Source organism: Acidovorax sp. K2F, from assembly GCF_025246485.1.
In the GTDB taxonomy this organism is placed as follows: domain Bacteria; phylum Pseudomonadota; class Gammaproteobacteria; order Burkholderiales; family Burkholderiaceae_C; genus Acidovorax; species Acidovorax delafieldii.
In genome coordinates this window covers 311,484-333,601 of sequence record NZ_JAOBSQ010000051.1, presented here as the reverse complement: position 1 = coordinate 333,601, position 22,118 = coordinate 311,484, and the positions used below count along the sequence as shown (strand labels likewise).

The 22,118-nt window shown below is 65.1% G+C and carries 20 protein-coding genes; 11 read left to right on the top strand and 9 right to left on the bottom strand.

Translation table 11 applies throughout. The annotated features are described in order from the left end of the window. Positions 1–61: 61 nt before the first annotated feature. The 3 genes from N4G42_RS20355 (at position 62) to N4G42_RS20345 (ending at position 2,697) form a co-directional block, all read left to right on the top strand. Complete coding sequence (locus tag N4G42_RS20355; RefSeq protein WP_260668476.1) at positions 62–1,105, top strand: Bug family tripartite tricarboxylate transporter substrate binding protein; 1,044 nt, start codon at positions 62–64, stop codon at positions 1,103–1,105. 43 nt (positions 1,106–1,148) lie between these two features. Continuing rightward, positions 1,149–1,949: an SDR family oxidoreductase gene (locus N4G42_RS20350; RefSeq protein ID WP_260668475.1), complete on the top strand. Its 801-nt coding sequence runs from the start codon at positions 1,149–1,151 to the stop codon at positions 1,947–1,949. Positions 1,950–2,049: 100 nt separating this feature from the next. Next, a complete protein-coding gene (locus N4G42_RS20345; protein WP_260668474.1) occupies positions 2,050–2,697 on the top strand; it encodes a DsbA family oxidoreductase in 648 nt (215 codons plus the stop codon). Positions 2,698–2,823: 126 nt separating this feature from the next. On the opposite strand, the gene N4G42_RS20340 is transcribed toward N4G42_RS20345, so the two are convergent. The 3 genes from N4G42_RS20340 to cphA (N4G42_RS20330) form a co-directional block, all read right to left on the bottom strand. Then, positions 2,824–3,321 carry a CreA family protein gene (locus tag N4G42_RS20340; protein WP_056066440.1) on the bottom strand — a complete coding sequence of 166 codons (498 nt, stop codon included), beginning with the start codon at positions 3,319–3,321 and terminating at the stop codon, positions 2,824–2,826. Further along, positions 3,318–5,897, bottom strand: coding sequence for a cyanophycin synthetase (gene cphA / locus N4G42_RS20335; protein WP_099729296.1), 2,580 nt, complete (start codon positions 5,895–5,897; stop codon positions 3,318–3,320). Before cphA (N4G42_RS20335) ends, N4G42_RS20340 begins: the two co-directional genes overlap by 4 nt. A gap of 98 nt (positions 5,898–5,995) precedes the next feature. Next, positions 5,996–8,203 (bottom strand): cyanophycin synthetase, encoded by a 2,208-nt coding sequence (cphA, locus tag N4G42_RS20330; RefSeq protein WP_260668473.1) that lies wholly within the window; start codon positions 8,201–8,203, stop codon positions 5,996–5,998. Between the two features lie 237 nt (positions 8,204–8,440). Between cphA (N4G42_RS20330) and N4G42_RS20325 the strand changes: the two genes are divergently transcribed. From N4G42_RS20325 to N4G42_RS20315, 3 genes are all read left to right on the top strand, one after another. Continuing rightward, positions 8,441–10,747, top strand: a complete 2,307-nt coding sequence (locus N4G42_RS20325) for an ABC transporter ATP-binding protein (RefSeq protein WP_260668472.1) — start codon at positions 8,441–8,443, stop codon at positions 10,745–10,747. Positions 10,748–10,768: 21 nt separating this feature from the next. Continuing rightward, positions 10,769–11,266: a DUF1854 domain-containing protein gene (locus tag N4G42_RS20320; RefSeq protein WP_260668471.1), complete on the top strand. Its 498-nt coding sequence runs from the start codon at positions 10,769–10,771 to the stop codon at positions 11,264–11,266. A gap of 485 nt (positions 11,267–11,751) precedes the next feature. Beyond that, entirely contained in the window at positions 11,752–12,183 is a 432-nt protein-coding gene (locus N4G42_RS20315) for a hypothetical protein (protein ID WP_056746930.1), read from the top strand. Positions 12,184–12,471: 288 nt separating this feature from the next. Here N4G42_RS20315 and N4G42_RS20310 read toward each other — a convergent pair whose 3' ends face one another. The 3 genes from N4G42_RS20310 to gspF form a co-directional block, all read right to left on the bottom strand. Continuing rightward, a complete protein-coding gene (locus N4G42_RS20310; protein WP_260668469.1) occupies positions 12,472–12,906 on the bottom strand; it encodes an EF-hand domain-containing protein in 435 nt (144 codons plus the stop codon). 175 nt (positions 12,907–13,081) lie between these two features. Continuing rightward, positions 13,082–14,008, bottom strand: a complete 927-nt coding sequence (locus N4G42_RS20305; RefSeq protein WP_116747934.1) for a 5'-nucleotidase — start codon at positions 14,006–14,008, stop codon at positions 13,082–13,084. A gap of 4 nt (positions 14,009–14,012) precedes the next feature. Beyond that, entirely contained in the window at positions 14,013–15,245 is a 1,233-nt protein-coding gene (gspF, locus tag N4G42_RS20300) for a type II secretion system inner membrane protein GspF (protein WP_260668467.1), read from the bottom strand. Positions 15,246–15,486: 241 nt separating this feature from the next. Between gspF and N4G42_RS20295 the strand changes: the two genes are divergently transcribed. Further along, positions 15,487–16,236 carry an SDR family NAD(P)-dependent oxidoreductase gene (locus tag N4G42_RS20295; RefSeq protein WP_260668466.1) on the top strand — a complete coding sequence of 250 codons (750 nt, stop codon included), beginning with the start codon at positions 15,487–15,489 and terminating at the stop codon, positions 16,234–16,236. Between the two features lie 43 nt (positions 16,237–16,279). Here the strand turns inward: N4G42_RS20295 and N4G42_RS20290 are convergent, their stop codons facing one another. After that, positions 16,280–17,308: an LLM class flavin-dependent oxidoreductase gene (locus tag N4G42_RS20290; protein ID WP_260668465.1), complete on the bottom strand. Its 1,029-nt coding sequence runs from the start codon at positions 17,306–17,308 to the stop codon at positions 16,280–16,282. Positions 17,309–17,512: 204 nt separating this feature from the next. Between N4G42_RS20290 and N4G42_RS20285 the strand changes: the two genes are divergently transcribed. From N4G42_RS20285 to N4G42_RS20270, 4 genes are all read left to right on the top strand, one after another. Beyond that, positions 17,513–17,998, top strand: a complete 486-nt coding sequence (locus tag N4G42_RS20285; RefSeq protein WP_015015652.1) for a CZB domain-containing protein — start codon at positions 17,513–17,515, stop codon at positions 17,996–17,998. 322 nt (positions 17,999–18,320) lie between these two features. Continuing rightward, positions 18,321–19,073 (top strand): M48 family metallopeptidase, encoded by a 753-nt coding sequence (locus N4G42_RS20280; protein WP_056066410.1) that lies wholly within the window; start codon positions 18,321–18,323, stop codon positions 19,071–19,073. Between the two features lie 37 nt (positions 19,074–19,110). Then, positions 19,111–19,902, top strand: a complete 792-nt coding sequence (locus tag N4G42_RS20275; protein WP_260668464.1) for a TIGR02594 family protein — start codon at positions 19,111–19,113, stop codon at positions 19,900–19,902. Further along, positions 19,899–20,426, top strand: coding sequence for a hypothetical protein (locus N4G42_RS20270; protein ID WP_260668463.1), 528 nt, complete (start codon positions 19,899–19,901; stop codon positions 20,424–20,426). Before N4G42_RS20275 ends, N4G42_RS20270 begins: the two co-directional genes overlap by 4 nt. 75 nt (positions 20,427–20,501) lie before the next feature. On the opposite strand, the gene ruvC is transcribed toward N4G42_RS20270, so the two are convergent. Then, complete coding sequence (ruvC, locus tag N4G42_RS20265) at positions 20,502–21,050, bottom strand: crossover junction endodeoxyribonuclease RuvC (RefSeq protein ID WP_056066401.1); 549 nt, start codon at positions 21,048–21,050, stop codon at positions 20,502–20,504. Between the two features lie 58 nt (positions 21,051–21,108). Then, a complete protein-coding gene (locus N4G42_RS20260) occupies positions 21,109–22,101 on the bottom strand; it encodes a phosphatidate cytidylyltransferase (protein ID WP_116750148.1) in 993 nt (330 codons plus the stop codon). Positions 22,102–22,118 lie beyond the last annotated feature (17 nt).

Genomic DNA, 22,118 nt, shown 5'->3' with positions numbered 1-22,118 from the left:
CGCTGGAGTCTTTCGCCCCCTCGACATGACGACGTCAAAACACAACACGAAGGAGACAAACATGAAGCCTCATCCATTTCTCATCGCCTATGGCAACGTGCCGCCTGCGCCCGGCTTGCAGTGTCGGCGCAAGCTGCTCGCCCTGTCAGCCCTGGTGTGCCTGGGCGCGGTGGCAGGGATGCCAGCGGCCACGTACGCTCAGGACGTCTGGCCCAGCAAACCTCTCCGGCTGATTGTTCCTTTCACCCCTGGGGGCGTCACCGACACCAGCGGGCGTCTGATTGCCGAAAGTCTTGGCAAGCGCCTCGGCCAGCAAATCGTGGTGGACAACAAGCCGGGGGCCTCCGGAAACATTGGAACGGCGCTGGCCAAGTCTGCGCCAGCAGATGGCTACACCTTGGTTCTGGGCTTTGACGGCACCATGGTGATCAATCCACATGTGTTTTCGAAACTGCCTTTTGATACGGCCAAAGACTTTGCGCCAGTCGGCAAGATTGGCGATGCCACCCTGGTGCTCGTGGCGAACCCTGGAGTGCCGGTGAAGGGCCTGGCCGATGTGATTGCCTTGTCGAAGACCCAACAAGGAGGTCTCTCGTTTGGAACCTCGGGGACGGGTGGTACACCCCACATTGCCGGTGAATTGCTCAAAATCCGGACGGGCGGCAACCTGACCCATGTGCCCTACAAGGGCGGTGGCCAAGCCATGACCGACGTGCTGGGGGGAACGATTCCACTGGTGTACACGGCGGTGGCGGGCGCTCACGGACACATCAAGTCCGGCAAGCTCAAAGCCATTGCGGTGTCGAGTGTGCAGCGCACCAGCGCCTTGCCCGATGTGCCTACGTTTGTGGAGAGCGGTGTGCCGGACTTTGTTGTCAACTCCTGGGTGGGGCTGCTGGCACCGGTGGGTACGCCTGCGGCGGTGATCACGCGCCTGAACACGGAACTGAACGCGGTGCTGAACGATGCCGCCGTACGTGAAAAATTGCGTGTAATGGGCATCGAGCCCACACCCGGAACTGCCGAGCAATACCGCGATGAAATCAAGCGGGACCTCGATCGGTATGGTGCCGTGGTGAAGGCGGCTGGCATTTCGATCGAATGACGCGGCGTGGTCCGGTCAACTTCACCTTTCTCAGAGCAAGTCAATGGATCTGAATCTCAAGGACAAGCATGTCCTCATCACGGGGGGCAGCAAAGGCATTGGTTATGCCTGCGCGGCGGCGTTTCTGGCCGAAGGGGCGCGCGTCAGCCTGGTATCGCGCAGCACCGAACACCTGGAGGCCGCACGTGGTCGGTTATCGGTGGATGTCAATGGCAGCGATGGGCGCATCAGCGTCCATGCCGCTGACCTGCAGCAGCCCGAGTCGGCGGCGAAAGCGCTGTCGGCTGCTGAAGCCGCCTTTGGGGACGTCGATGTGCTGGTCAACTCTGCAGGGGCTGCCCGGCGCACACCGCCCGAGGAGTTGAGCGCGCAGGCCTGGCACGACGCGATGAACTCCAAGTTCTTCACGTACGTCCATATGGTGGATCTGGTGGTCAAGAAGATGGGCGCAAGGGGCCAGGGAGCCATCGTCAATGTGGTGGGTGCCGGAGGAAAGGTCGCCAGCCCCATCCATATGCCTGGCGGGGCGGCCAATGCGGCGCTGATGCTCATGAGCGCGGGCATGGCTGCCGCCTACGGGCCGAAGGGTGTACGCGTGAATGCCGTCAACCCGGGCGCCACCCACACCGAGCGGTTGCAGGCAGGGATGATCGCCACGGCACGCATGCACAATATCTCGGAGCAGGAAGCGCTTGCACAGGCGACGAGCAAGGTGCCGCTGGGTCGTCTGGCGCAGCCGGAGGAGGTCGCCAACGTGGTGCTGTTTCTGGCGTCCGAGCGTGCCAGCTATGTCACGGGCGTGGTTCTGACGATGGACGGCGCAGCAACGCCCATGGTGGTGTGATACCCGAAGCAGGCTCTGGTTGGTGCACCATTAAGCCTGCGGCCTTCGCGGTTTTGCAGCCCGTCCTACCATCCTGGCTTGCCATCCACAGACTTGATCCATGACCACCACCCTCAAGATCGATTTCGTCTCCGATGTCTCCTGCCCCTGGTGCATCATAGGCCTCAAGGCGCTGGAGCAGGCGGCGGACCGGCTGCAGGGCGAGGTCGCGTTAGACCTGCACTTTCAGCCGTTCGAGCTGAACCCGCAGATGGGGCCTGAGGGTCAGGACATTGGCGAGCACCTGCAAGAAAAGTACGGCGCCACGCCCGAGCAGAGCCAGAAGAACCGCGAGGCCATCGCGGCGCGCGGGGCGGCGCTGGGGTTTACCTTCAGCATGGACAAGCGCAGCCGCATCTACAACACCTTTGATGCACACCGCCTGCTGCACTGGGCCGAAGAGAAGGGCGTGCAGCCCGCGCTGAAGGAGGCGCTGTTCACGGCGTATTTCACCGACGGGCAGGACCCGAGCAACCACGAGGTGCTGGTGCGCGTGGCGGGGGAGGTGGGGCTGGATGTGGCCGAGGCGCGTGCGCTGCTCGCCTCAGACCGCTACGCCGACGAGGTGCGCGAGCGCGAGCAGTTCTATCTGCAAAACGGCATCCATTCGGTGCCCGCGATCATCGTCAACGAGCGCCACCTGATCCAGGGCGGGCAGCCGGTGGAGGTTTTTGAGCAGGCACTGCGGCAGATTGCCGCGCAGGGCTAGATGCTATTTATTTGATAGCCGCTCAGGCATATTGCACTAGCGCTATTAGCATGTACGATCAAAAAAAGGGGGCCTGGGGCCCCTTTTTTGATGTCTGAGCGATGCCCCGGCCACACCGGGCTACCGTCACTTGCGCAGCGGAATGGCGGTGGCGCGGTCCACGGGAACGGCGGTCACGCTGTTCTGGGGGGAGCCGTCGATGAGCTTTTCAGAGTAGGTCAGGTACACCAGCGTGTTGCGGGCCGGGTCCACCATGCGCACGATGCGCAGGCGCTTGAAAAGGATGGACATGCGTTCGCTGAACACTTCCTCCTGTTTCTTCAGTGGCTCGGGAATGCTGATGGGGCCGACCTGGCGGCAGGCAATGGAGGCCTCGGCGCGGTCCTCGGCCAGGCCCAGCGTGCCCTTGACACCACCGATGCGTGCCCGCGAGACGTAGCAGGTGACGCCCCGTACGCCCGGGTCGTCATAGGCCTCGACGATAATGTCGTGGTCGCGGCCGATCCACTGGAACGCGGTGTCCACGGTGCCGATCTTTTCGCCCGATGCGGCCTGCACTGTGCCGCCCGCGAGGGCGGCAAGCGCCACAACGGCGGCGGTTGCCAACGTGCGCGCAGCGGTCATGCCGCGGTCTCGCCTTCGGTGCAGCGCTGGGCCAGGTGGGCCAGGGCTTCTTCGACCTGGTCCACCAGCACCAGGCACAGGTCGCCGGGTTGCAGGCGCTCCAGGGCGGTGTCAATGGCGATGAACTCGCCACGGATCTCTTCCACATGCGTGGTGCGCGGCGCACCGGCCAGGCCTTCGCGCAGCAGTGCCATCACTTCGCCGTCGGCGCGGCCGCGCTGGGCGGCGTCCTGGTACAGGATCACGTCGTCAAACGCGGCGCCCAGGATCACGGTCTGTTCGCGGATGTCTTCGTCGCGCCGGTCGCCCGCGCCGCTGATGACCACGCTGCGGCGCTTGCCGGGCAGGGCGTCCACGGCCTGCACCAGGGCGCGCATGGCGTCGGGGTTGTGGCCGTAGTCGGCGATCACCGTCGCACCCCGGTAGTCCATGATGTTGAAGCGGCCGGGGGCGTTGTCGCTGTCGTTCACAAAGCCCGACAGGCCACGGCGGATGGTCTGCCAGGGCATGCCCACGCCCCAGGCGGCAGCCACGGAGGCCATGACGTTCTCGACCTGGAAGCCGATCTTGCCGTTGCGCGTGATGGGCACGTCGCGCAGGTGGATGGTTTCGCGCCACGAGCCTTCGGAGGCGACGATGGAGTCACCGTCCACGTAGACGGTGCGGTGGCCCTGGGCGCGGTGCGTGACCATCACGGGGTGGTGGCGGTCGCTTGCAAAGTAGATCACCTTGCCGGGGCAGGCCGAAGCCATGGCCGCCACGATGGGGTCGGCGGCGTTGAGCACCGCGTAGCCCGTGGGGGCCACGTTCTGCACGATCACGCGCTTGAGCACGGCCAGGTCTTCCACCGTGGTGATGTAGTTCAGGCCAAGGTGGTCGCCCGCGCCAATGTTGGTGACCACGGCCACCTGGCAGCGGTCAAAGCCCAGGCCTTCGCGCAGGATGCCGCCACGGGCGGTCTCGAACACGGCGGCGTCTACCTCGGGGTGCAGCAGCACGTTGCGGGCGCTCTTGGGGCCGCTGCAGTCGCCGCTGTCGATCTGGCGGCCGTTCACGTAGACGCCGTCGGTGTTGGTCATGCCCACGCGCAGGCCCTGGGCCGTGAACAGGTGCGCAATCAGGCGGGCGGTGGTGGTCTTGCCGTTGGTGCCGGTCACGGCCACGGTAGGGATGCGGCCGTCGTCGCCATGGGCAAACAGTTTGTCCACCATGGCCTGGCCCACGTTGCGGGGCTTGCCGTAGCTGGGGGCCAGATGCATGCGCAGGCCGGGGGCGGCGTTCACTTCCACAAAGCCGCCGCCTTGTTCTTCGAGCGGGCGCAGCACGGTCTCGGCCACCATGTCCACTCCGCAGATGTGCAGGCCCACCATCTGGGCGGCGGCCACGGCACGGGCCGCAACCTCGGGGTGCACGTCGTCAGTCACATCGGTGGCGGTTCCGCCGGTGGACAGGTTGGCGTTGTTGCGCAGGATGACGCGCTGGCCTTTCTCGGGCACCGAGTCGGGCGTCAGGCCCTGCATGGCCAGGCGGGCCACGGCGATGTCATCGAGGCGGATCTTGGTCAGCGAGGTGGCGTGGCCTTCGCCACGGCGGGGGTCCTGGTTGACCACGTCCACCAGCTGGCGCACGGTGTGCTCGCCATCGCCCAGCACCTGGGGCGGCTCGCGGCGGGCTGCGGCCACCAGTTGGTCGCCCACCACCAACAGGCGGAAGTCGTGGCCGGGCAAGAAGCGCTCGACCATCACGGTGCCGTAGTCGGCGGCGTTCTTGTAGGCTTCTTCAAGCTGTGCGCGGTCGGTGATGTTGACGGTGACGCCCTTGCCCTGGTTGCCGTCTTGCGGCTTGACCACCACGGGCAGGCCGACCTTGAGGGCGACCTCCCAGGCTTCGTCCACAGTCTCCACCGGCTTGCCCAGCGGCACGGGCACGCCAGCGGCGTGCAGCAGGCGCTTGGTCAGGTCCTTGTCCTGGCCGATGGATTCGGCCACGGCGCTGGTCGAATCGACTTCGGCTGCCTGAATACGGCGCTGCTTGGAACCCCAGCCAAACTGCACCAGGCTGCCGCGCGTGAGGCGGCGGTAGGGGATGCCCCGGGCCACGGCGGCCTCGACGATGGAGCCCGTGCTGGGGCCCAGGCGCTCGTCTTCGTCCAGCTCGCGCAGGTCGGCGACGGCCTTTTCGGCATCGAAGCTGCCGTTGCCCAGCGCGGCCTGGATGAGTTGCTGTGCGTCTTCAAACGCCTTGCGGCCCACGGCTTCTTCGCTGTATTCGACAACCACTTGGTACACACCGACATCACTGGTGGCCGTGGTGCGCGCAAAGGTCACGGGGCAGCCGGCCTGCGCCTGCAGCGCCAGTGCTGCGGTCTGCAGCACGTGGGCCAGCGACACATCGCCGCCACCGGTTTCCGGGTGCAGTGCGCCGATGGCGGGGAACAGGGCCCGCAGGCGGGCTTCGAATCCGGCCATCTGGCCCACGGCGCGCTCGTTCTCGGCGCAGGTCACCACGGCCTCGATGGCCATGTGGCGGCTCCAGAGGTTGGGGCCGCGCAGGGCCCGGGTGCGGGTTACATCCATGGAAGTCTCTTTCAGTGGTCCATCAGAGCGCTGGGGCCCTGTTCAGGTCGTGGGATGTGGGGTCAAACAACAAACAAAGGCAAATGCACGAGAGGCCATCACGACCGCAGGGCGGCGGTGGGGACCAGTTCGGGCTCGAAGGTCTTGATGCCTGCGCCGATCAGGTCGGGGGCAATGTCCAGCGCCCAGGCCGTACCGATGGCGGCCAGCAGGGCGTCGGTGTCTGGCACCACGGCATTGCGGCCAAAAGTCAGATCAGACAGGGCACCCAGCACATGCTCGGCGCTGCCCGTGGCCAGCACCACGCGGCCGTTCTTCACGAAGACGGCGCGGCCGTTGTCCTTGGCGCGGTGTTCGGCGATGACGGGCAGCGTGCCGTCCTGCGCATACAGCACCACGTCGCCGTCGGACAGGGGGGCCAGGTCGGCCACCTGGGCGATGGCGGCATTGAGCACCGCAGCGCCTTCGGCCAGCACCACGTCCACCTGGGTGCGCATCACCTTGGTCATCTGGTCCTGTTCGTGCACATCGAATTCGGCCAGCGTTTCCACGCCGTCCATGTCGGTCACCACGCCCACCTGGCAGCGGTCATACGCCAGGCCGTCGCGCAGGATGGTGCGGGCGTCGCTTTCGATCACGGCGGCCTGCACCATCTTGTTCATCAGCAGGCGGTGGGCGGCTTCCCAGTGGGCGCAGTCGGTGGCCTCCACGCAGCGACGATCCAGAAACAGCCCTTCGCGGCAGGCCAGGCCGGTGTGGTGCCCGCTCAGGTGCAGCAGCCAGGCCACCACGCGCGAGATGGTCGATGTGCTGCGCGTGCCGGCCACGCCCACCAGCGGAATGCGACCGGCCTGACCTTCATCATCGGCGTCGGAGGGGAACAGGTGCTCGGCAATTGCCTGGCCCACAGGGCGCGGCGCGCCAACGGCGGGTTTCAAATGCATGAGCAGGCCAGGGCCCGCATTGACTTCGACAATCGCGCCGCCCTGGGTGTGCAGGGGCTTGGAAATATCGCGGGCCACCATGTCGATGCCTGCGATGTCCAGGCCCACCACCTTGGCGGCAAGCTGGGCGATGTACGCCACTTCAGGGTGCACGTCGTCCGTGCAGTCCACGGCCACGTTGCCATTGCGCTGCACCACCACTTGGCGGCCAGCGGCGGGCACCGAGTCGGCTTCAAGGTCCTGGCGCTTGAGTTCCAGCTGCACCTTGGTGTCGGTGGCCAGGTCGATGATTTCGAGTGGGTACTCTTCTTCGTAACCCCGGCGCGGGTCGGAGTTGAGCTGGGTGTCGATGAGTTCCTTGACGGTGGAGCGGCCGTTGCCGGTGATGGTGACCAGCTCGCCGCGTGCTGCGGCGACCACCTTGCCGCCCACCACCAGCAGGCGGTGCTCGTCGCCAGGGATGAAGCGCTCCACCATCACGTCGCTGCCCTCGGGGTAGGCCACGTGGTAGGCCGCTTCGATGTCTTCCTGCTTGCGCAGGTCCAGCGTAACGCCCCGGCCGTGGTTGCCGTCGGAGGGCTTGACCACCACGGGCAGGCCGATGTCTTGCGCGGCCTCCCAGGCTTCCTCCGGGCTGTTGACGACCTGGCCTTCGGGGATGGGCACGCCGCAGGACTTGAGCAGGCCCTTGGTCAGATCCTTGTCGCTGGCAATGCCTTCAGCAATCGCGCTGGTGTACTCGGTCTCGGCGGTCCAGATGCGGCGCTGGCGGGCGCCATAGCCCAGTTGCACCAGGTTGCCGTCATTCAGGCGGATGTGGGGAATGCCCCGGTCGGTGGCGGCGGTGACGATGCAGGCGGTGCTGGGGCCGAGGTACTGGTCGTCCACCTCGGTGCGCACGCGCGCCACGGCGGCCTGCACATCAAAAGGCTGGTCGTTGATGGCCGCCATGATCAGTTCATGGCCCTGGGCCAGTGCCACGCGGGCCACGCTTTCGTCGCGGGCGCGGAACACCATGCGGTACACGCCGCGCTGGCTGGTGCTGCGCGTCTGGCCGAAGCCGGTGGGCATGCCTGCCAGATTGAGCAGCTCGATCACGATGTGCTCCAGCACATGGCCGCACCAGGTGCCTTCCTGAAGGCGCTGCAGGAAGCCGCCGCGCTCGCCCACGCCGCAGTGGTGTTCGATCAGCGCTGGCAGCCAGGCCGTGAGGCGGTCATTGAAGCCGGGGATGGTGTTGGAGGGATAGTCCTCCAGCTCGCCCAGGTCCAGCCAGACTTCCAGGACCGGCCGGTAGGTCCAGATATTGGGGCCCCGCAGGTAGTTGATGCGAAGCAGTTGGATGTCGTTGAGTTTCGCCATGGATTGCAGCGGTTGTGGTTCCGGCCTTGGTAAGGGCTGTGCGGTAGGGGGACGAAAGGGAATTTTGTGGACGATGATTGTGCGCCAGTCCAGGGCCTGTGCGCAGTGTCAGCCAAAAGGCCGCCACAGACGTTACAGGAGGATGCCGTCGCACCGTGGCGTGCAGTATCGGTGAGAATTCTTGCTTTCGCGAGAGCGGCCACCGCAGGCAGCCGGTGGCGGAAAACCCAACCAAAAATGCAACATCACCATTCTGTGGACGCCTCGGGTGTCTTTTCTGGCCCTGTGGGGGCCGACTTGCGGGCCATGCTCGCTTCCAAAGAGAACGTGTTGGCGGCTTTGCCGGTTGACCTGAGCGCCACACTGCGCTTTGCGGCGGGGTGGGTGGTGGTGACCTCCGAACGGCTGCTGGCCTGCGACCCGGGTACCACGACCTGGCGCAGCTGGCCCCTGGGTGAAGGGCTGACGCTCAAGCTGCATGACCATGGCGGAGTGGGCTCGCTCGAGCTGCACAACCCCCAGGAGCGCCTGGCCCAGTGGCGCTTTACGCTGGCGCACCATGCGCAGGCGCTGCGCCTGGTGCAGCGTTTTGACCAGCAAAGCGCCCGGGGCGACAGCGGTGCCGAGGACGAAGCCGACGAACCTGCCTGCCCCACCTGCCATACGCCGCTGCCGCCCGACACCGAAGAGTGCCCGGCTTGTGCCCGTGCCCAGCCACCCCAGACCTCCACCTGGGTGCTGCTGCGCCTGTGGCGTTTTGCGCGGCCCTATCGCAAACAGCTGGCGGCCGGTTTTGCGCTGACGCTGGCGTCCACGGCAGCGACCCTGGTGCCGCCCTACCTCACCATCCCGCTGATGGATGACATCCTGATTCCGTTCCAGAACGGCAAACAGATCGAACCTGGCCTGGTGCTGCTGTACCTGAGCGGCCTGCTGCTGTCGGCGCTGGCCGCCTGGGGCCTGAGCTGGGCGCGCACCTACATCCTGGCGCTGGTGTCCGAGCGCATCGGCGCCGACCTGCGCACCACCACGTACGAGCACCTGCTGCGCCTGTCGCTCGACTACTTTGGGGGCAAGCGAACCGGCGACCTGATGGCGCGCATCGGGTCGGAGACCGACCGCATCAACGTGTTCCTGTCGCTGCACGCGCTCGACTTCATCACCGATGTGCTGATGATCGTGATGACGGCGGCGATCCTGTTCTCCATCAATCCGTGGCTCGCGTTGGTCACGCTGGTGCCGCTGCCCTTCATTGGCTGGATGATCCATACCGTGCGCGACCGCCTGCGCACCGGGTTTGAAAAGATCGACCGTGTGTGGTCCGAGGTGACCAATGTGCTGGCCGACACCATCCCCGGCATCCGCGTGGTCAAGGCCTTCGCCCAGGAAAGGCGCGAGGCCCAGCGCTTTCGCGATGCCAACCAGCACAACCTGGAGGTGAACGACAAGCTCAACAAGACCTGGAGCCTGTTCACCCCCACGGTGTCCCTGCTGACCGAAATCGGGCTGCTGGTGGTCTGGGCGTTCGGCATCTGGCTCGTGTCGCGCAACCAGATCACGGTGGGTGTGCTCACCGCCTTCATCGCCTACATCGGGCGGTTTTACGGGCGGCTGGATTCGATGAGCCGCATCGTTTCGGTCACCCAGAAGGCCGCCGCAGGTGCCAAGCGCATCTTCGACATCCTGGACCATGTGAGCAACGTGCCCGACCCCGCCCAACCCGTGAAGGTGGACAAGGTGCAGGGCGCCATCAGCATGCAGGGCGTGGGCTTCCGTTACGGCAGCCGCGCGGTCATCAAGGGGCTGGATCTGGACATCCGCCCCGGCGAGATGATTGGCTTGGTGGGCCACAGTGGCTCGGGCAAGAGCACGCTGGTCAACCTGATCAGCCGCTTCTACGACGTGAGCGACGGGTCCATCCAGGTCGATGGCATCGACATCCGCCGCTTTGCGGTGGCCGACTACCGCCGCCACATCGGCCTGGTGCTGCAGGAGCCTTTCCTGTTCTTTGGCACCATCGCGGAGAACATCGCCTACGGCAAGCCCGAAGCGACGCGCGAGGAAATCGTGGCCGCCGCCCGTGCCGCCCATGCGCATGAATTCATCCTGCGCCTGCCGCACGGCTACGACTCGCTGGTAGGTGAGCGCGGCCAGGGCCTGTCGGGCGGCGAGCGCCAGCGCATCAGCATTGCGCGCGCTCTGCTGATCGATCCGCGCATCCTGATCCTGGACGAGGCCACCTCGGCGGTGGACACCGAGACCGAAAAGGAAATCCAGAAGGCGCTCGATAACCTGGTGCAAGGCCGTACGACGATCGCCATTGCCCACCGCCTGTCCACCCTGCGCAAGGCCGACCGCCTGGTGGTCATGGACCGCGGCGAGGTGGTGGAAGTGGGCCCGCACGATGAATTGATGGAAAAGCAGGGCGCCTACTGGCGGCTGTACGAAGCCCAGGCCCGCCGCGCCGAAGAAGACGCGCAGGCCGCAGGCGTCATCATCGACAGCAGCCTGCTGCACCCGGCCCACCCCGCCGGCAACCCCTGAGACGCTGTGAGCGACCCTGCCATGAATGCTTCCCTGACCCCATCGTCGTCCACCCCCGCCTTCCAGCTCACGCGCAACCCGCACGGCCGCCTCGTCCTGACCCTGGCCGATGGCACGGCCCATGAGGGCGTGACTCCCGTGCGTGCTTTTCCCATCGCCGCGCCGGGCGAGGGGCTGTCCCTGGTGGGCACCGACGGTCATGAGCTGCTGTGGGTTCCCCGGCTGGAGGCCGCGACGGGCACCGCCCGGCAGCTCATTGATGAAGAGCTGGAAGTGCGCGAGTTTGTGCCCACTATCCAGAAAATCCTCGCCGTTTCTAGTTTCTCGACCCCCAGCACCTGGGATGTGGAGACCGACCGGGGGCCTGCCCGCCTGGTGCTCAAGGCCGAAGAAGACATCCGCCGCCTGGGCGGGCGCACCCGGCTGCTGATTGCCGGGGGCGACGGCTTGCAGTTCCGTGTGAAGGACACCACGGCGCTGGACAAGCATTCGCGCCGGTTGCTCGAACGCTTTCTTTGACCTTGTAAGGCGGAGTCAAGCCGGCTCCGTCCTGGGCTCGGAGCTTGTCCTGCCAATCGTAGGAGCCTGTCTGTGCTCCTCTGCAAGACCGTCAACATGCTCTGTCGGGAATGTGGGGCCGGCGGAGACCCCCTCTTGCACATTCCTTGCGCACGGCCCGAGCCGCTTACTTCTCTGCCTGTTCCCCTGCAGCGGGTGATGGCCTGCGGGCGCCCCGCCTTCTGACGGCGTGGTGCTGTTGCGACATTCGGCGCATGCCCAGCGCGCTGTTCGGCCGATCCGGCCCATTCGGGGCACTGTTTGGCACCTTTATGGTCCCTGCCTGACGCTGAATCATCCCAAAAAGCTGGCTTTTTACTAGGGAAAACCCTAAATTTTGTTCAATCGGTGAAAAAGACCTAAATTCACCCTTCTTTTTGCCGTAATGAATGTACGAAGAGGCCGAAAGACCCTCTGTACCTTTTGTTCAACTACGGGCCAATGTCATGCAAATGCCACCTGTCGATCGATCGCCGTCCTGGCGTCCTCAGGGCGCTGATTTGTATTCCACTGGCGCCTCGGGTGCGCCTCCGGTGCGTCCCATCAACGCTCCCAACCCTGTCGAGTCCATGGACCGGATGGGTGAGGGGGCGATCGTGCGCGAGCCGGACAAACCCTCGGCGCCCGAGGCGCCCAACCGGGACTGGACGGCGGTAAAAAAGAAAGACACCGTCGAAGAGCCGCCGGAGCCTCCCAAAGAGCCGATCTACAAGCAACTGCTGGAGTTCATCCAGTCGATGTGGCGCGCCAGCGGCAGTGCGGTAGAGGTAGCGCAGGACGTCAACAAGATGACCTTGCAGGAGCGCCTGGCCCAGCAGGCCAAGAACGAGCCGCTGACCTACACCGACCCCAAGGTCAAGCGCACCGGTGGCGCCTGAGCAGCTGGCGCTGCCGGGTTGACTGCCCTGAAGGCGGCCCATTGCGTGCGGTGGCGAGCCCGGTGCAGTGCAGCGAAGCCACTGCGCAGCGGCAAACTGTGACGTACAGGCGCTGCATGCAGTGGGTGCACGGTGCCGTGCGCACGGAAGCTGCGGGTACTGCCTCGATGCGTCAGGTATTTTTTTGCTATCAAATAGATAGCTTGTAGCGTATATTGCACTAGCGCTCCAAGTCGATTGGACTGATTTTTTGGGCTTTGCCGCTTGGCAAAGTGCAATCAGCGTTCCTCACGGACGGGTCTCTGGCGCAGGGGGCGGCGCAGCCGGTGCCGCCGACGTCGCAGCCGCTTGTGCCGCTGCTCGCTGGCGATCACGCTCGGCGCGGTACTTGGCGGCGAAGGTACGGACTTCGGCATACGACACAAAGCCATCGCCATCCGTGTCGGCCTCGTCAAAGGCTGCCGCCAGGCGCGGGAACAGCTTTACCTCAGAGCGGCTGAGCTTGCCGTCTCCGTTGAAGTCCAGCATCTTGAATTCACGTTGTGCCTTCAGCTCGCCCGGGCTCACTGCCGCTGCGGGCTCTGTGGCGGCGTGTGTCTCCCCTGGAGGGGCCGGTGCTGGTGGGGGCGTTTGTGCCAGGGCTGCACAGGCTGCCAACAGGGCCACCGTCGCCAGGACCGGCTTTTGCAACCCCATGAACGCCAGGGATGTGCGAATGCGCAAAGTGTTCTCCTTCGAAGTCTCAACGGCCATGGTGGCACATGGGGGGCGAGGGCGGTGGTTTGCAACCGGGGCTTTGCAGGCTTTCACCGGGCGTTGCAAGTCTTTGCAGAACTTTTCCCAAGGGCTGGGTGCAGGGTGGCACAGCGCGCCAGCCTGCAGCCGAGGCTCCTGCGGGTCAGTTCCCAGCGACCCGCGCCGGATTCGAGATGCCGCTGTTCACATGGCCCGCAGGCACGTGGCGCGCTGCCGAGGTGACGTGGCCGGTCTGGTCGTCAAAGAAGAAATCGGGTTCGAACTCGCGCAGAAATTCGCCCTTGGGCAGGCCGCCCAGGAACATGGCTTCGTCCACTGCAATGTTCCAGTCCATCAGGGTGCGGATGGCGCGCTCGTGCGCGGGAGCGCTGCGGGCGGTGACGAGCGCGGTGCGGATGCGCATGCCGGTGCCACCGGCCTCGCCCGCAGACTGCAGGCGGTGCAAGGCGGCCAGCAGGGGTTTGAACGGGCCGTCGGGCAGGGGCTGTGCGGCCTTGTCGGTCTCGTGCTGCTGGAAGGCGGCCAGCCCCTCCGCCTGGTACACGCGCTCGGCCTCATCGGAGAACAACACGGCGTCGCCGTCAAAGGCAATCCGCACTTCGTTGGGGTTGGAGTCGCCCGCCTGCACCGACTCCGTCACCACCCGCGCTGCCGGGTAGCCCAGGTGCAAGGCCTCGCGCACGTCGGCCTCGTTGGCGGACAGGAAAAGGTGTGCACCCAGCGGCCGCAGGTAGCGAAACGGGTCACGCCCTTGCGTGAACACACCGCGCTGGATGGTGGGCAGCCCATGCGCATGGCACGAGCGGAACACGCGCATGCCGCTCACCGGGTCATTGCGCGACAGCAGCACCACCTCCACGCGCTGGTGCTCGGAGGTATTGAACGCGAGCAGCTTGCGCACCAGTGAAAACGCCACGCCCGGCGCAGCAGGTACGTCGAGTCGCTGGCGCTGCATGTCCACGTAGGCGCGGTCGTTGTCCTTTTCGAAGACGCGGTTTTCTTCCTCAAAATTGAACAGCGCGCGCGAGGAAATCGCGACTACCAGCTTGTCGTCGAGCGTCACGGCCATAAAGTCACTTTACAAACTGGTTGAGCTGGATGATCGGCAGCAGCACGGCCAGCACGATGAGCATCACGATCAGGCCCATGCCCACGATGAGCAGCGGCTCCAGGATCGTAGCCAGGGCCATGGCGCGGCGCTGGACCTCTGCCGAGAGCTGGCGGGCCGCGCGCTGCAGCATCACGGGCAGTTGTCCGGTCTGTTCGCCCAGGCGTGCAAACATCGACAGCAGGCCCGGAAAGCGTTTCTTTTGGGCCAGGGCCGAGGCCAGCGGAGCTCCCTCGCGCACCAGCACCAGGGCGTCGAGCGCGTCGGCCCGCAGCGCGCGGTTGTTCAGCGTTTCAGCAGCCGCCTGCAAGGCCTTCAGGATCGGCACCCCAGCGCCTGCCAGCATGGCCAGCGTGCCGGCAAACCGTGCTGCGTTGTAGCCGCGCGCCAGTTTGCCCACCAGGGGCAGATTGAGCCAGGCGGCATCAAATTTCTCGCGAATATGGCCGATGGTGAGCGCCCATCTTACCCCAAATGCTATCAAAATAGAAGCAATCAACATCACCCAGCCATAGCTGCGCACAAAGGCGCTGAGGCCCAGCATGGCCACTGTCAGGAACGGCAACGCCCGCTTGGTGCCTGCAAACACGCTGGCCACCTGCGGCACCACATAGCCCACCAGGAACAGCACGATCACGATGGCCACCAGGGTTACGATGGCCGGGTACAGCGCAGCGCCCACCAGCTTGGCCTTCAGCGCCTGGCGCTCTTCCAGGTCGTCGGCCAGGCGCTCCAGCACCAGGCCCAGGTTGCCGCTGTGCTCGCCCGCACCGATCACGGCGCAGTAGATGTCAGAGAACTCGCGCGGGTGCTGCGAAAGTGCGCGGGCAAAGGTGGCGCCCGCATTGACCTCGGCGCGCAGGGCGGCGACCAGGTGGCGCTGGCGTTCATCGTCGGCTTCTTCGGACAGCGCTGTGAGCGCGCGCTCCAGCGGAAGGCCCGACGACACCAGCCCGGCGATCTGCCGTGTCCAGATGGCCAGCCCCGTAGCGCTGAACACCGGCCGGGTGAACAGGCGCTGGCCCAGGCTGGCGGACCGGCCGTCCAGCGACTGGCCCGTCTGCACCAGCTCCACCGCCAGTGGCACCAGCGCCTGGGCCCGCAGCAGGCTGCGTGCGGCCTTGGCGGTGTCAGCCTCCAGGAGGCCTTTGCGGGTCTGGCCCTGGGCGTCCAGGGCTTCAAAGGAAAAAGCAGGCATGCAAATGCGGGCGTGGGTGGTGGGGCGTCAGCGTGGAAATCAGGCAGTCCTGCAACGGACGGATGTCCGCCGCAGGCTTGGCAGACCCTGATGGTAGCCGCTACCCAAGGCCTGGGGCTTCCACTCGACTCCCTTGCGCGGGGCATGACACAGGTCAAGGCGCTGACGCATGGCACGCGCAGAATGAAAGTTGATCTGTGGCATCAGGTTGCAGGCGTTTGGAACGAACAAGGGGTCTTTCATGCTGAAGAACAAGGTGGCATTGGTAACGGGCGCATCGTCGGGCATCGGCCGCGCGATTGCGCTGGTGTGGGCGCGTGAAGGTGCCAAGGTGGTGGTGTCGGATGTGAATGTGCAGGCGGGCGAGGAAACCGCCGCGCTGGTGCGCGCAGCCGGGGGCGATGCGATCTTTGTGGCGGCCGACGTGGGCAAGCCCGAGGACTGCGAGGCGCTGGTGCACCGCACCGTCGCCCACTATGGCCGCCTGGACGTGGCCTGCAACAACGCGGGCATCGGCGGCCCGCAGGCGCCTACGGCCGACTACCCGCTGGACGGCTGGGCGCAGGTCATCAACATCAACCTGTCGGGCGTGTTCTACGGCATGAAGTACCAGATCGCCGCGATGCTGAAGAACGGTGGCGGCGCCATCATCAACATGGCGTCCATCCTGGGTTCGGTGGGCTTTGCCACGGCGCCCGCCTACACGGCGGCCAAGCACGGGGTGGTGGGGCTGACCAAGGCTGCGGCCATCGAATACAGCGCGCACGGCGTGCGCGTCAATGCCGTGGGCCCTGCTTTCATCCACACGCCCATGATCAGCGGGCTGGAGCAGGACGCCGGCATCAACGCCATGCTGGTTGGCGCCCACCCCATCGGCCGCCTGGGGCAGCCCGAGGAGGTGGCCGAGCTGGTGACCTGGCTCGCGTCCAGCAAGGCGTCGTTTGTGACCGGGGCGTACTACCCCGTGGATGGCGGCTACCTGGCGCGCTGAAGAACAAGAGCGGCGCCCAGGCGCTCCCCGGCTGCCCAGGCGCTCAGGCTGCGACGGCGGCCTGGCCCAGTGTGGCGTGGGCCTTGGCGGCAATGTCCAGCGAGCGCAGACGCAGCGCAGGGTCGTACACATCGCTCACCAGCATCAGCTCGTCGGCGCCTGTGGCTTCGCTCAGGCTAGCCAGCCCTGCACGCACCGTGTCCGGCCCGCCAATCACGGCCGCAGCCAAAAAGTCGCCAATTGCTGCACGCTCTTGGGGTTGCAGGCGCGCAGCATAGTTCTCGATGGGCGGCAGCAGACGGCGGCGGTCGCCCGTCAAGATGCCGAGCACGCGCTGGTAGGTGCTGCTGGCCAGGAAGTCGGCCTCGTCGTCCGTCGGGGCAGCGATCAGCGGCACGCCAATGGCCACATAGGGCTTGGGCCAGGCGGCAGAGGGCCGGTACAGATTGCGGTACAGGTCAATGGCCTGGTGCAGCAGGCGCGGCGCAAAGTGCGAGGCGAACGCATATGGCAAACCGCGCTCGGCTGCCAGCTGGGCCGAAAACAGGCTGGAGCCCAGCAGCCAGATCGGCACATTGGTGCCCGCACCTGGCATGGCAATCAGGCGCTGGCCGGGCTCGGCAGGGGCCAGCAGGCGCTGCAACTCGGCCACGTCGCGCGGAAAGTCTTCTTCGGTTTCCACCCGGTTGCGGCGCAGGGCTCGCATGGTGGTGGGGTCGGTGCCCGGCGCGCGGCCCAGGCCCAGGTCAATGCGGCCGGGGTACAACTCGGCCAGCGTGCCAAAGGCCTCGGCCACCACCAGCGGGGCATGGTTGGGCAGCATCACGCCGCCCGACCCGACGCGGATGCGCGAGGTGCCACCGGCAATGTGGCCTACCAGCACGGCGGTGGCGGAGCTGGCAATGCCCGCCATGTTGTGGTGCTCGGCCAGCCAGTAGCGGGCAAAGCCCAGTTTTTCGGCATGCTGGGCGGTGCGCAGCGCAATCTGCAGCGCATCGGCCACGGTGCCGCCTTCGCGGACGGCCACCAGATCAAGCATGGAAAGGGCAGGGCGGCGGGGAGTGGAAGTCATGCATGCATTGTCCGGCTGCCGTTGCTTTTGTGCAGGCGGTGGGCGCAGAGCTGGCAGTGGCAGCAGGGTTGCCCACGCACATTTTTACGAAGGAGCCATTTTTTGGTAGCCAAAACGGCGGAGGCGCCACAGAATGTTTCAAGACATTTCCGCGCCGGCTGCCATTTCGCGCTGCGCGGGCCAGTCGCGCAAAAGGGATGACGCATGGGTTTTTTCAGCCGCTTGTTCAAGATCCGGGAGCAGGACCCCACCAGCCCCGAGACCACCTGGGCCATGGAAGACAACGGCAGTGAACTGGTGCTGGATGCCGAGTACGCGGCCACGCTGATGACCGAGATCGACATCGACGCCGCCATTGCCAGCCACGAGCGCTGGCGCCTGCAGTTGCAAGACATGGTCAACGGGCGCTCCGACGAAGTCATGCGGCCCGAACGCATCTGCCAGGACGACCGCTGTGACCTGGGCCGATGGCTCTACGGCACGGGCCGGGTGCGCCTGGGGCATTACCCCGCGTTCGACATGCTTGTGGCGCGGCACAAATACTTTCACCAGCAGGCGGCCGACGTGGTGACAGCTTTCCAGTCGGGCGACCAGCCCAAGGCAGCGCAGCTGCTCAACGGCAGCTGCCGCCACGCATCCAACCAGGTGCTGCTGCTGCTCAAGGAGCTCAAGCGCGGGCTGGGGCGCTGAGCCGCACCACCCCGGGTGGTGGCATTCTTTTTGCCAAACTGTTCGGCCTTCTGAAGCCGCAATCCTCTGCCGTTGCGCGCGTCGCGCGAAGGTGGATGTGTCGATAGCGATGCCTTTTTCAGAGCGGACGTGAACGACGCCTTGGCGCACTGACCGCACCGAGCATCGGCACACAGCTCTTACATCTGCAGACAGGACCCGCCCCCGAAATCGGGGGGGGGCGTCGCTATATTCCGGCGCACTTGAGAACCTTTGCTTGCACAAGGTTGCTCAATAAAACATCCATACCTAAAGCAACGATAACGAAGAGAGAGGGAATTCGATGGACCGCCGCCAACTACTGACGCTTGTGACCCTGGCCTCCGGCGTGAGTGCCGTATCGCCCGTCTGGGCACAGTTTGACCTGGGCAAGATGCTCGACGCGGGCAAGGACCTGGCCAAATCTGAGTCGCTGACCGACGACGAGGTCAAGGCTGCCTTTGACCAGATGGCCGCTGAAAGCGACCGCCAAAACCGCATTGCCCCCGCTGGCAACCCCTACGCCACGCGCCTGAACAAACTCACGGCGGGCTTGGGCACGTATGACGGCCTGAAGATGAACTTCAAGGTCTACCTCACCCCGGACATCAACGCCTTTGCCATGGCCAACGGCACCATCCGTGTGTACTCGGGCCTGATGGACAAGTTCACTGATGACGAAGTGCGCTACGTCATCGGCCACGAAATTGGCCACGTCAAAAAGGGCCACAGCAAGGCCCGCATCCAGGCGGCCCTGCGCACCAGCGCCCTGCGTAATGCTGTTTCGTCCAGCAACAGCCGCGCCGGCGCCATCGCCGACTCGCAACTGGGCGATCTGTTTGAAAAAGTGGTGCGCGCCCAGCACTCCCAAAGCAACGAACGCGAGGCCGACGATTACGCGATGGGCTTCATGAAAGCCAAGCGCTACCAGCCTGGCGCCTGCGTGAGCGCACTGGAAAAGCTGGCCGCGATGTCGGGCGGTGATTCGAGCAACTTTCTGTCCACCCACCCCTCGCCGAAGGAGCGGGCAGAGCGGATGAAGACGCAGTTGGCGTGAAAGCCTTGAACATCCAGCGAGCGCATAGGAGACGCCGATGATCACGGATACCGTTGGCCAAGGCGGCCGCAATTCCTTGAACGACACCATGATCGTTCAGCGGTTGCTGAACGAGATTGACATGCCGGGTGTTCAGCAACTGGTGGCAGATGGTTCGCCCGGGGCGCGGACCATTTTCAAGATTCAGGCCTTTCAACGCAGCATAGGCATAACGCGTCCGGATGGGTTGATTCGGCCTGGCAGCAAAACAAGGACCGAGCTGATGTGCCGGGCTGACGCCGAAAACACGGTGCAATCGAAGCTTGCCTTGACCAACCCCGCGCCCTCCAGCGCTGATTTGGGGGCTCCTTGGATCGCGACGGCCGAACGCGAACTGGGTCAGAAAGAAGTGGCAGGTGCCAGCGCCAATCCGCGCATCATGGAGTATCACAAGGCCGCCAAATACTGGGCCAAAGACGATTCTGGCAAGAAGGACGCTTGGTGTGGATCGTTCGTGGCTTGGGTCATGTCCCAGCACGGCTACTTGCCTCCTCCAAATGCGTTCAGAGCCAAGGAGTGGTCTAACTTCGGCGTGGAACTCAAGAGTCCAGTTTATGGGGCCATCTGTATCAAAAGCAGGTCTGGCGGAGGGCACGTGGCGTTTGCAGTCGGCCAGAGCCGTGATGGCAAACACTACTTCATGCTTGGAGGCAACCAGGGCAATGAAGTCAATATCAGTCGATATCACGCGAGTGTCTGGGATGCATTCACTTTTCCCTCCGGATCGGCGCAGGGCAAATCTTTGCCAGTCTTTCAGGGGACGTCGTCTGAAGCGGGGAGTGAGTCATGAGTTTGCGCGCTAGCGTGTTGGTAGCCACATTTATCGCGGGTTCCTGGTTCAACACCGACGGTGCCTCTGCGGTGACGATGCCAGCCGCAGGAGAAACGAACTCTGCCGAAGCCATGGCGTCTTCCGAAAGGGAGTTTCTGGCAAAAGCGATTGCGCAGACGCCCTACTCGGCCCTTGTTGTTCACACCCGTGTGGACATAGCTCCACTGCACAATAAAAGTGCGCACCACGAGGCAGCTGACGTAGTGACCGAGGAGCGTCACATCTATCACGCACGCGTGTTGGAGACCTTTCGAGGCAAACCCGCTTCAACCATCCGTTATGAGTTGGTGGTGGAGCGCGGAGAAGGGGCGGAGATTGATACCAAACCGCAGATTCTGACGCTCTGCTCAGGACCGCGTGGCCTCTACTGGCCTGGGTCCGGGGCCAGCTTTGATGCAGTTCAGTCTTCGATCCTTTTGGCCAGGCGCGTAGCGCGCGAGACGTCATCCCTACCGCCTCGAGGCTACTCACAGTGCAACTGATCCAAGTGCGTCTGTCAGGTGCAGTATGGGCGATGCTCCAAACCTAGGTACTTCGACTTTGGTCATGGCGGGATTTCAGTAACTCCGCCCATCCTTGTACATCGCATGCTGCCGCCGGTTCAGCGTGGCGGCTTCGCCCAGGCGGCCCATGGCGGAACCGGCGTGTGCATGGGTGATGGCCATGCCCAGGCCGTCGGCTGCGTCCGTGCCCGGCAGGCCTGGCAGCTGCAACAGCCGCCGCACCATTTCCTGCACCTGGCTTTTGGCGGCGCGGCCGTGGCCGACCACGGCTTTTTTCATCTGCAGCGCGGTGTATTCGGCAACGGGCAGATTGCTGGCCACCAGGGCGGTGATGGCGGCGCCCCGCGCCTGTCCCAGCAGCAGCGTGGACTGGGGATTGACGTTGACGAACACGATCTCGACCGAGGCCACATCGGGCTGGTAGCGGGCTGCGACCTCGGTGATGCCGTCGAACAAGATCTTCAGGCGCCCGGGCAAGTCGCCCAGCGCGAGGGTGGTTGTGCGGATGGTGCCGCTGGCCACGTAGCTGAGCTTGTGGCCGTCCATGTCCACCACGCCGAAGCCGGTGGTCTGCAGGCCGGGGTCAATACCAAGGATGCGCATTTGCTCTCGTTTTTATAGCTATTGGGGCAATGGGAACTAGCGCTATCGGCCGATTCTTCTACAAACCGAAGTACCAGCGTGCCGAATGGAAGAACACGGGCGCTGCAAAACAGAGCGCATCCACCCGGTCGAGCAGGCCCCCGGCACCGGTGACGGACATGCCCTGCATGCCCCAGCTGGTGATGCCGCGGTCGCGTTTGAGTGCTTTCATCACCAGGTGCCCCAGGCTGCCCGCCACGCAGGCCAGCAGCGCCATGCCCAGCGCCTGGCCGGGTTTGAAGGGGGTGATGAAGGTCAGCAGACCGCCTGCCAGGCCCCCGGCGGCCACGCCTGCCAGCCAGCTGGTCCACTGAAAGCTCTGGCTCACTTGCGGCGCCACCGGTTTGTGTGGAAAGCGCCGCCCGAGCAGGTGCTGCACCAGCATGCAGGTCTGCACCACAAACACCAGAAAGAACACCAGAAACGCGCCCTTGTCGCGGTAGCCCGGGAAGTCGAGCAGCAGCAGCGCGGGCACGTGGCTCATGCCGTACACGCAGACCATGATGCCCCACTGCAGCTTGGCATTGCGCTCCAGAAACCGCTGGGGGTCGTTGGCCAGTGCGCTCACCACGGGCAGCGCCAGAAACACGTACACCGGGATGAACACGGTGAACAGGTCGAAGTGCTTGCTGCCCACCAGCCAGAACTGCAAGGGCAGCACCACGAAGAACGCCAGCACCAGGCTGCGGTGGTCGCCCCGGCGCGTGGGCGACAGGGTGATGAACTCGCGCAGCGCAAAAAAGCCCACGATGGCAAACAGCACCGTGGCCACCGTTTCGCCCAGCACCCAGCCGATCCAGAACACCGTGGCCATGACCCAGGAGGTCTTGAGCAGCCCCCAGAAGCGCTTGGCTTCCAGGGCCCGGGCTTCGGCTGCAGGGTCGTCGCTGGCGTGCTCGCGCAGATTGCGCACGAAGGCCCACACGGTGACGATGGACAGGATGCCGAACACGACCAGGAACAAGGCCCCGATCTGCTGGGTGGCGGTGAGGTTGCGCAGGAATTGGTTCATGTCAGCGCGCGCTCCGG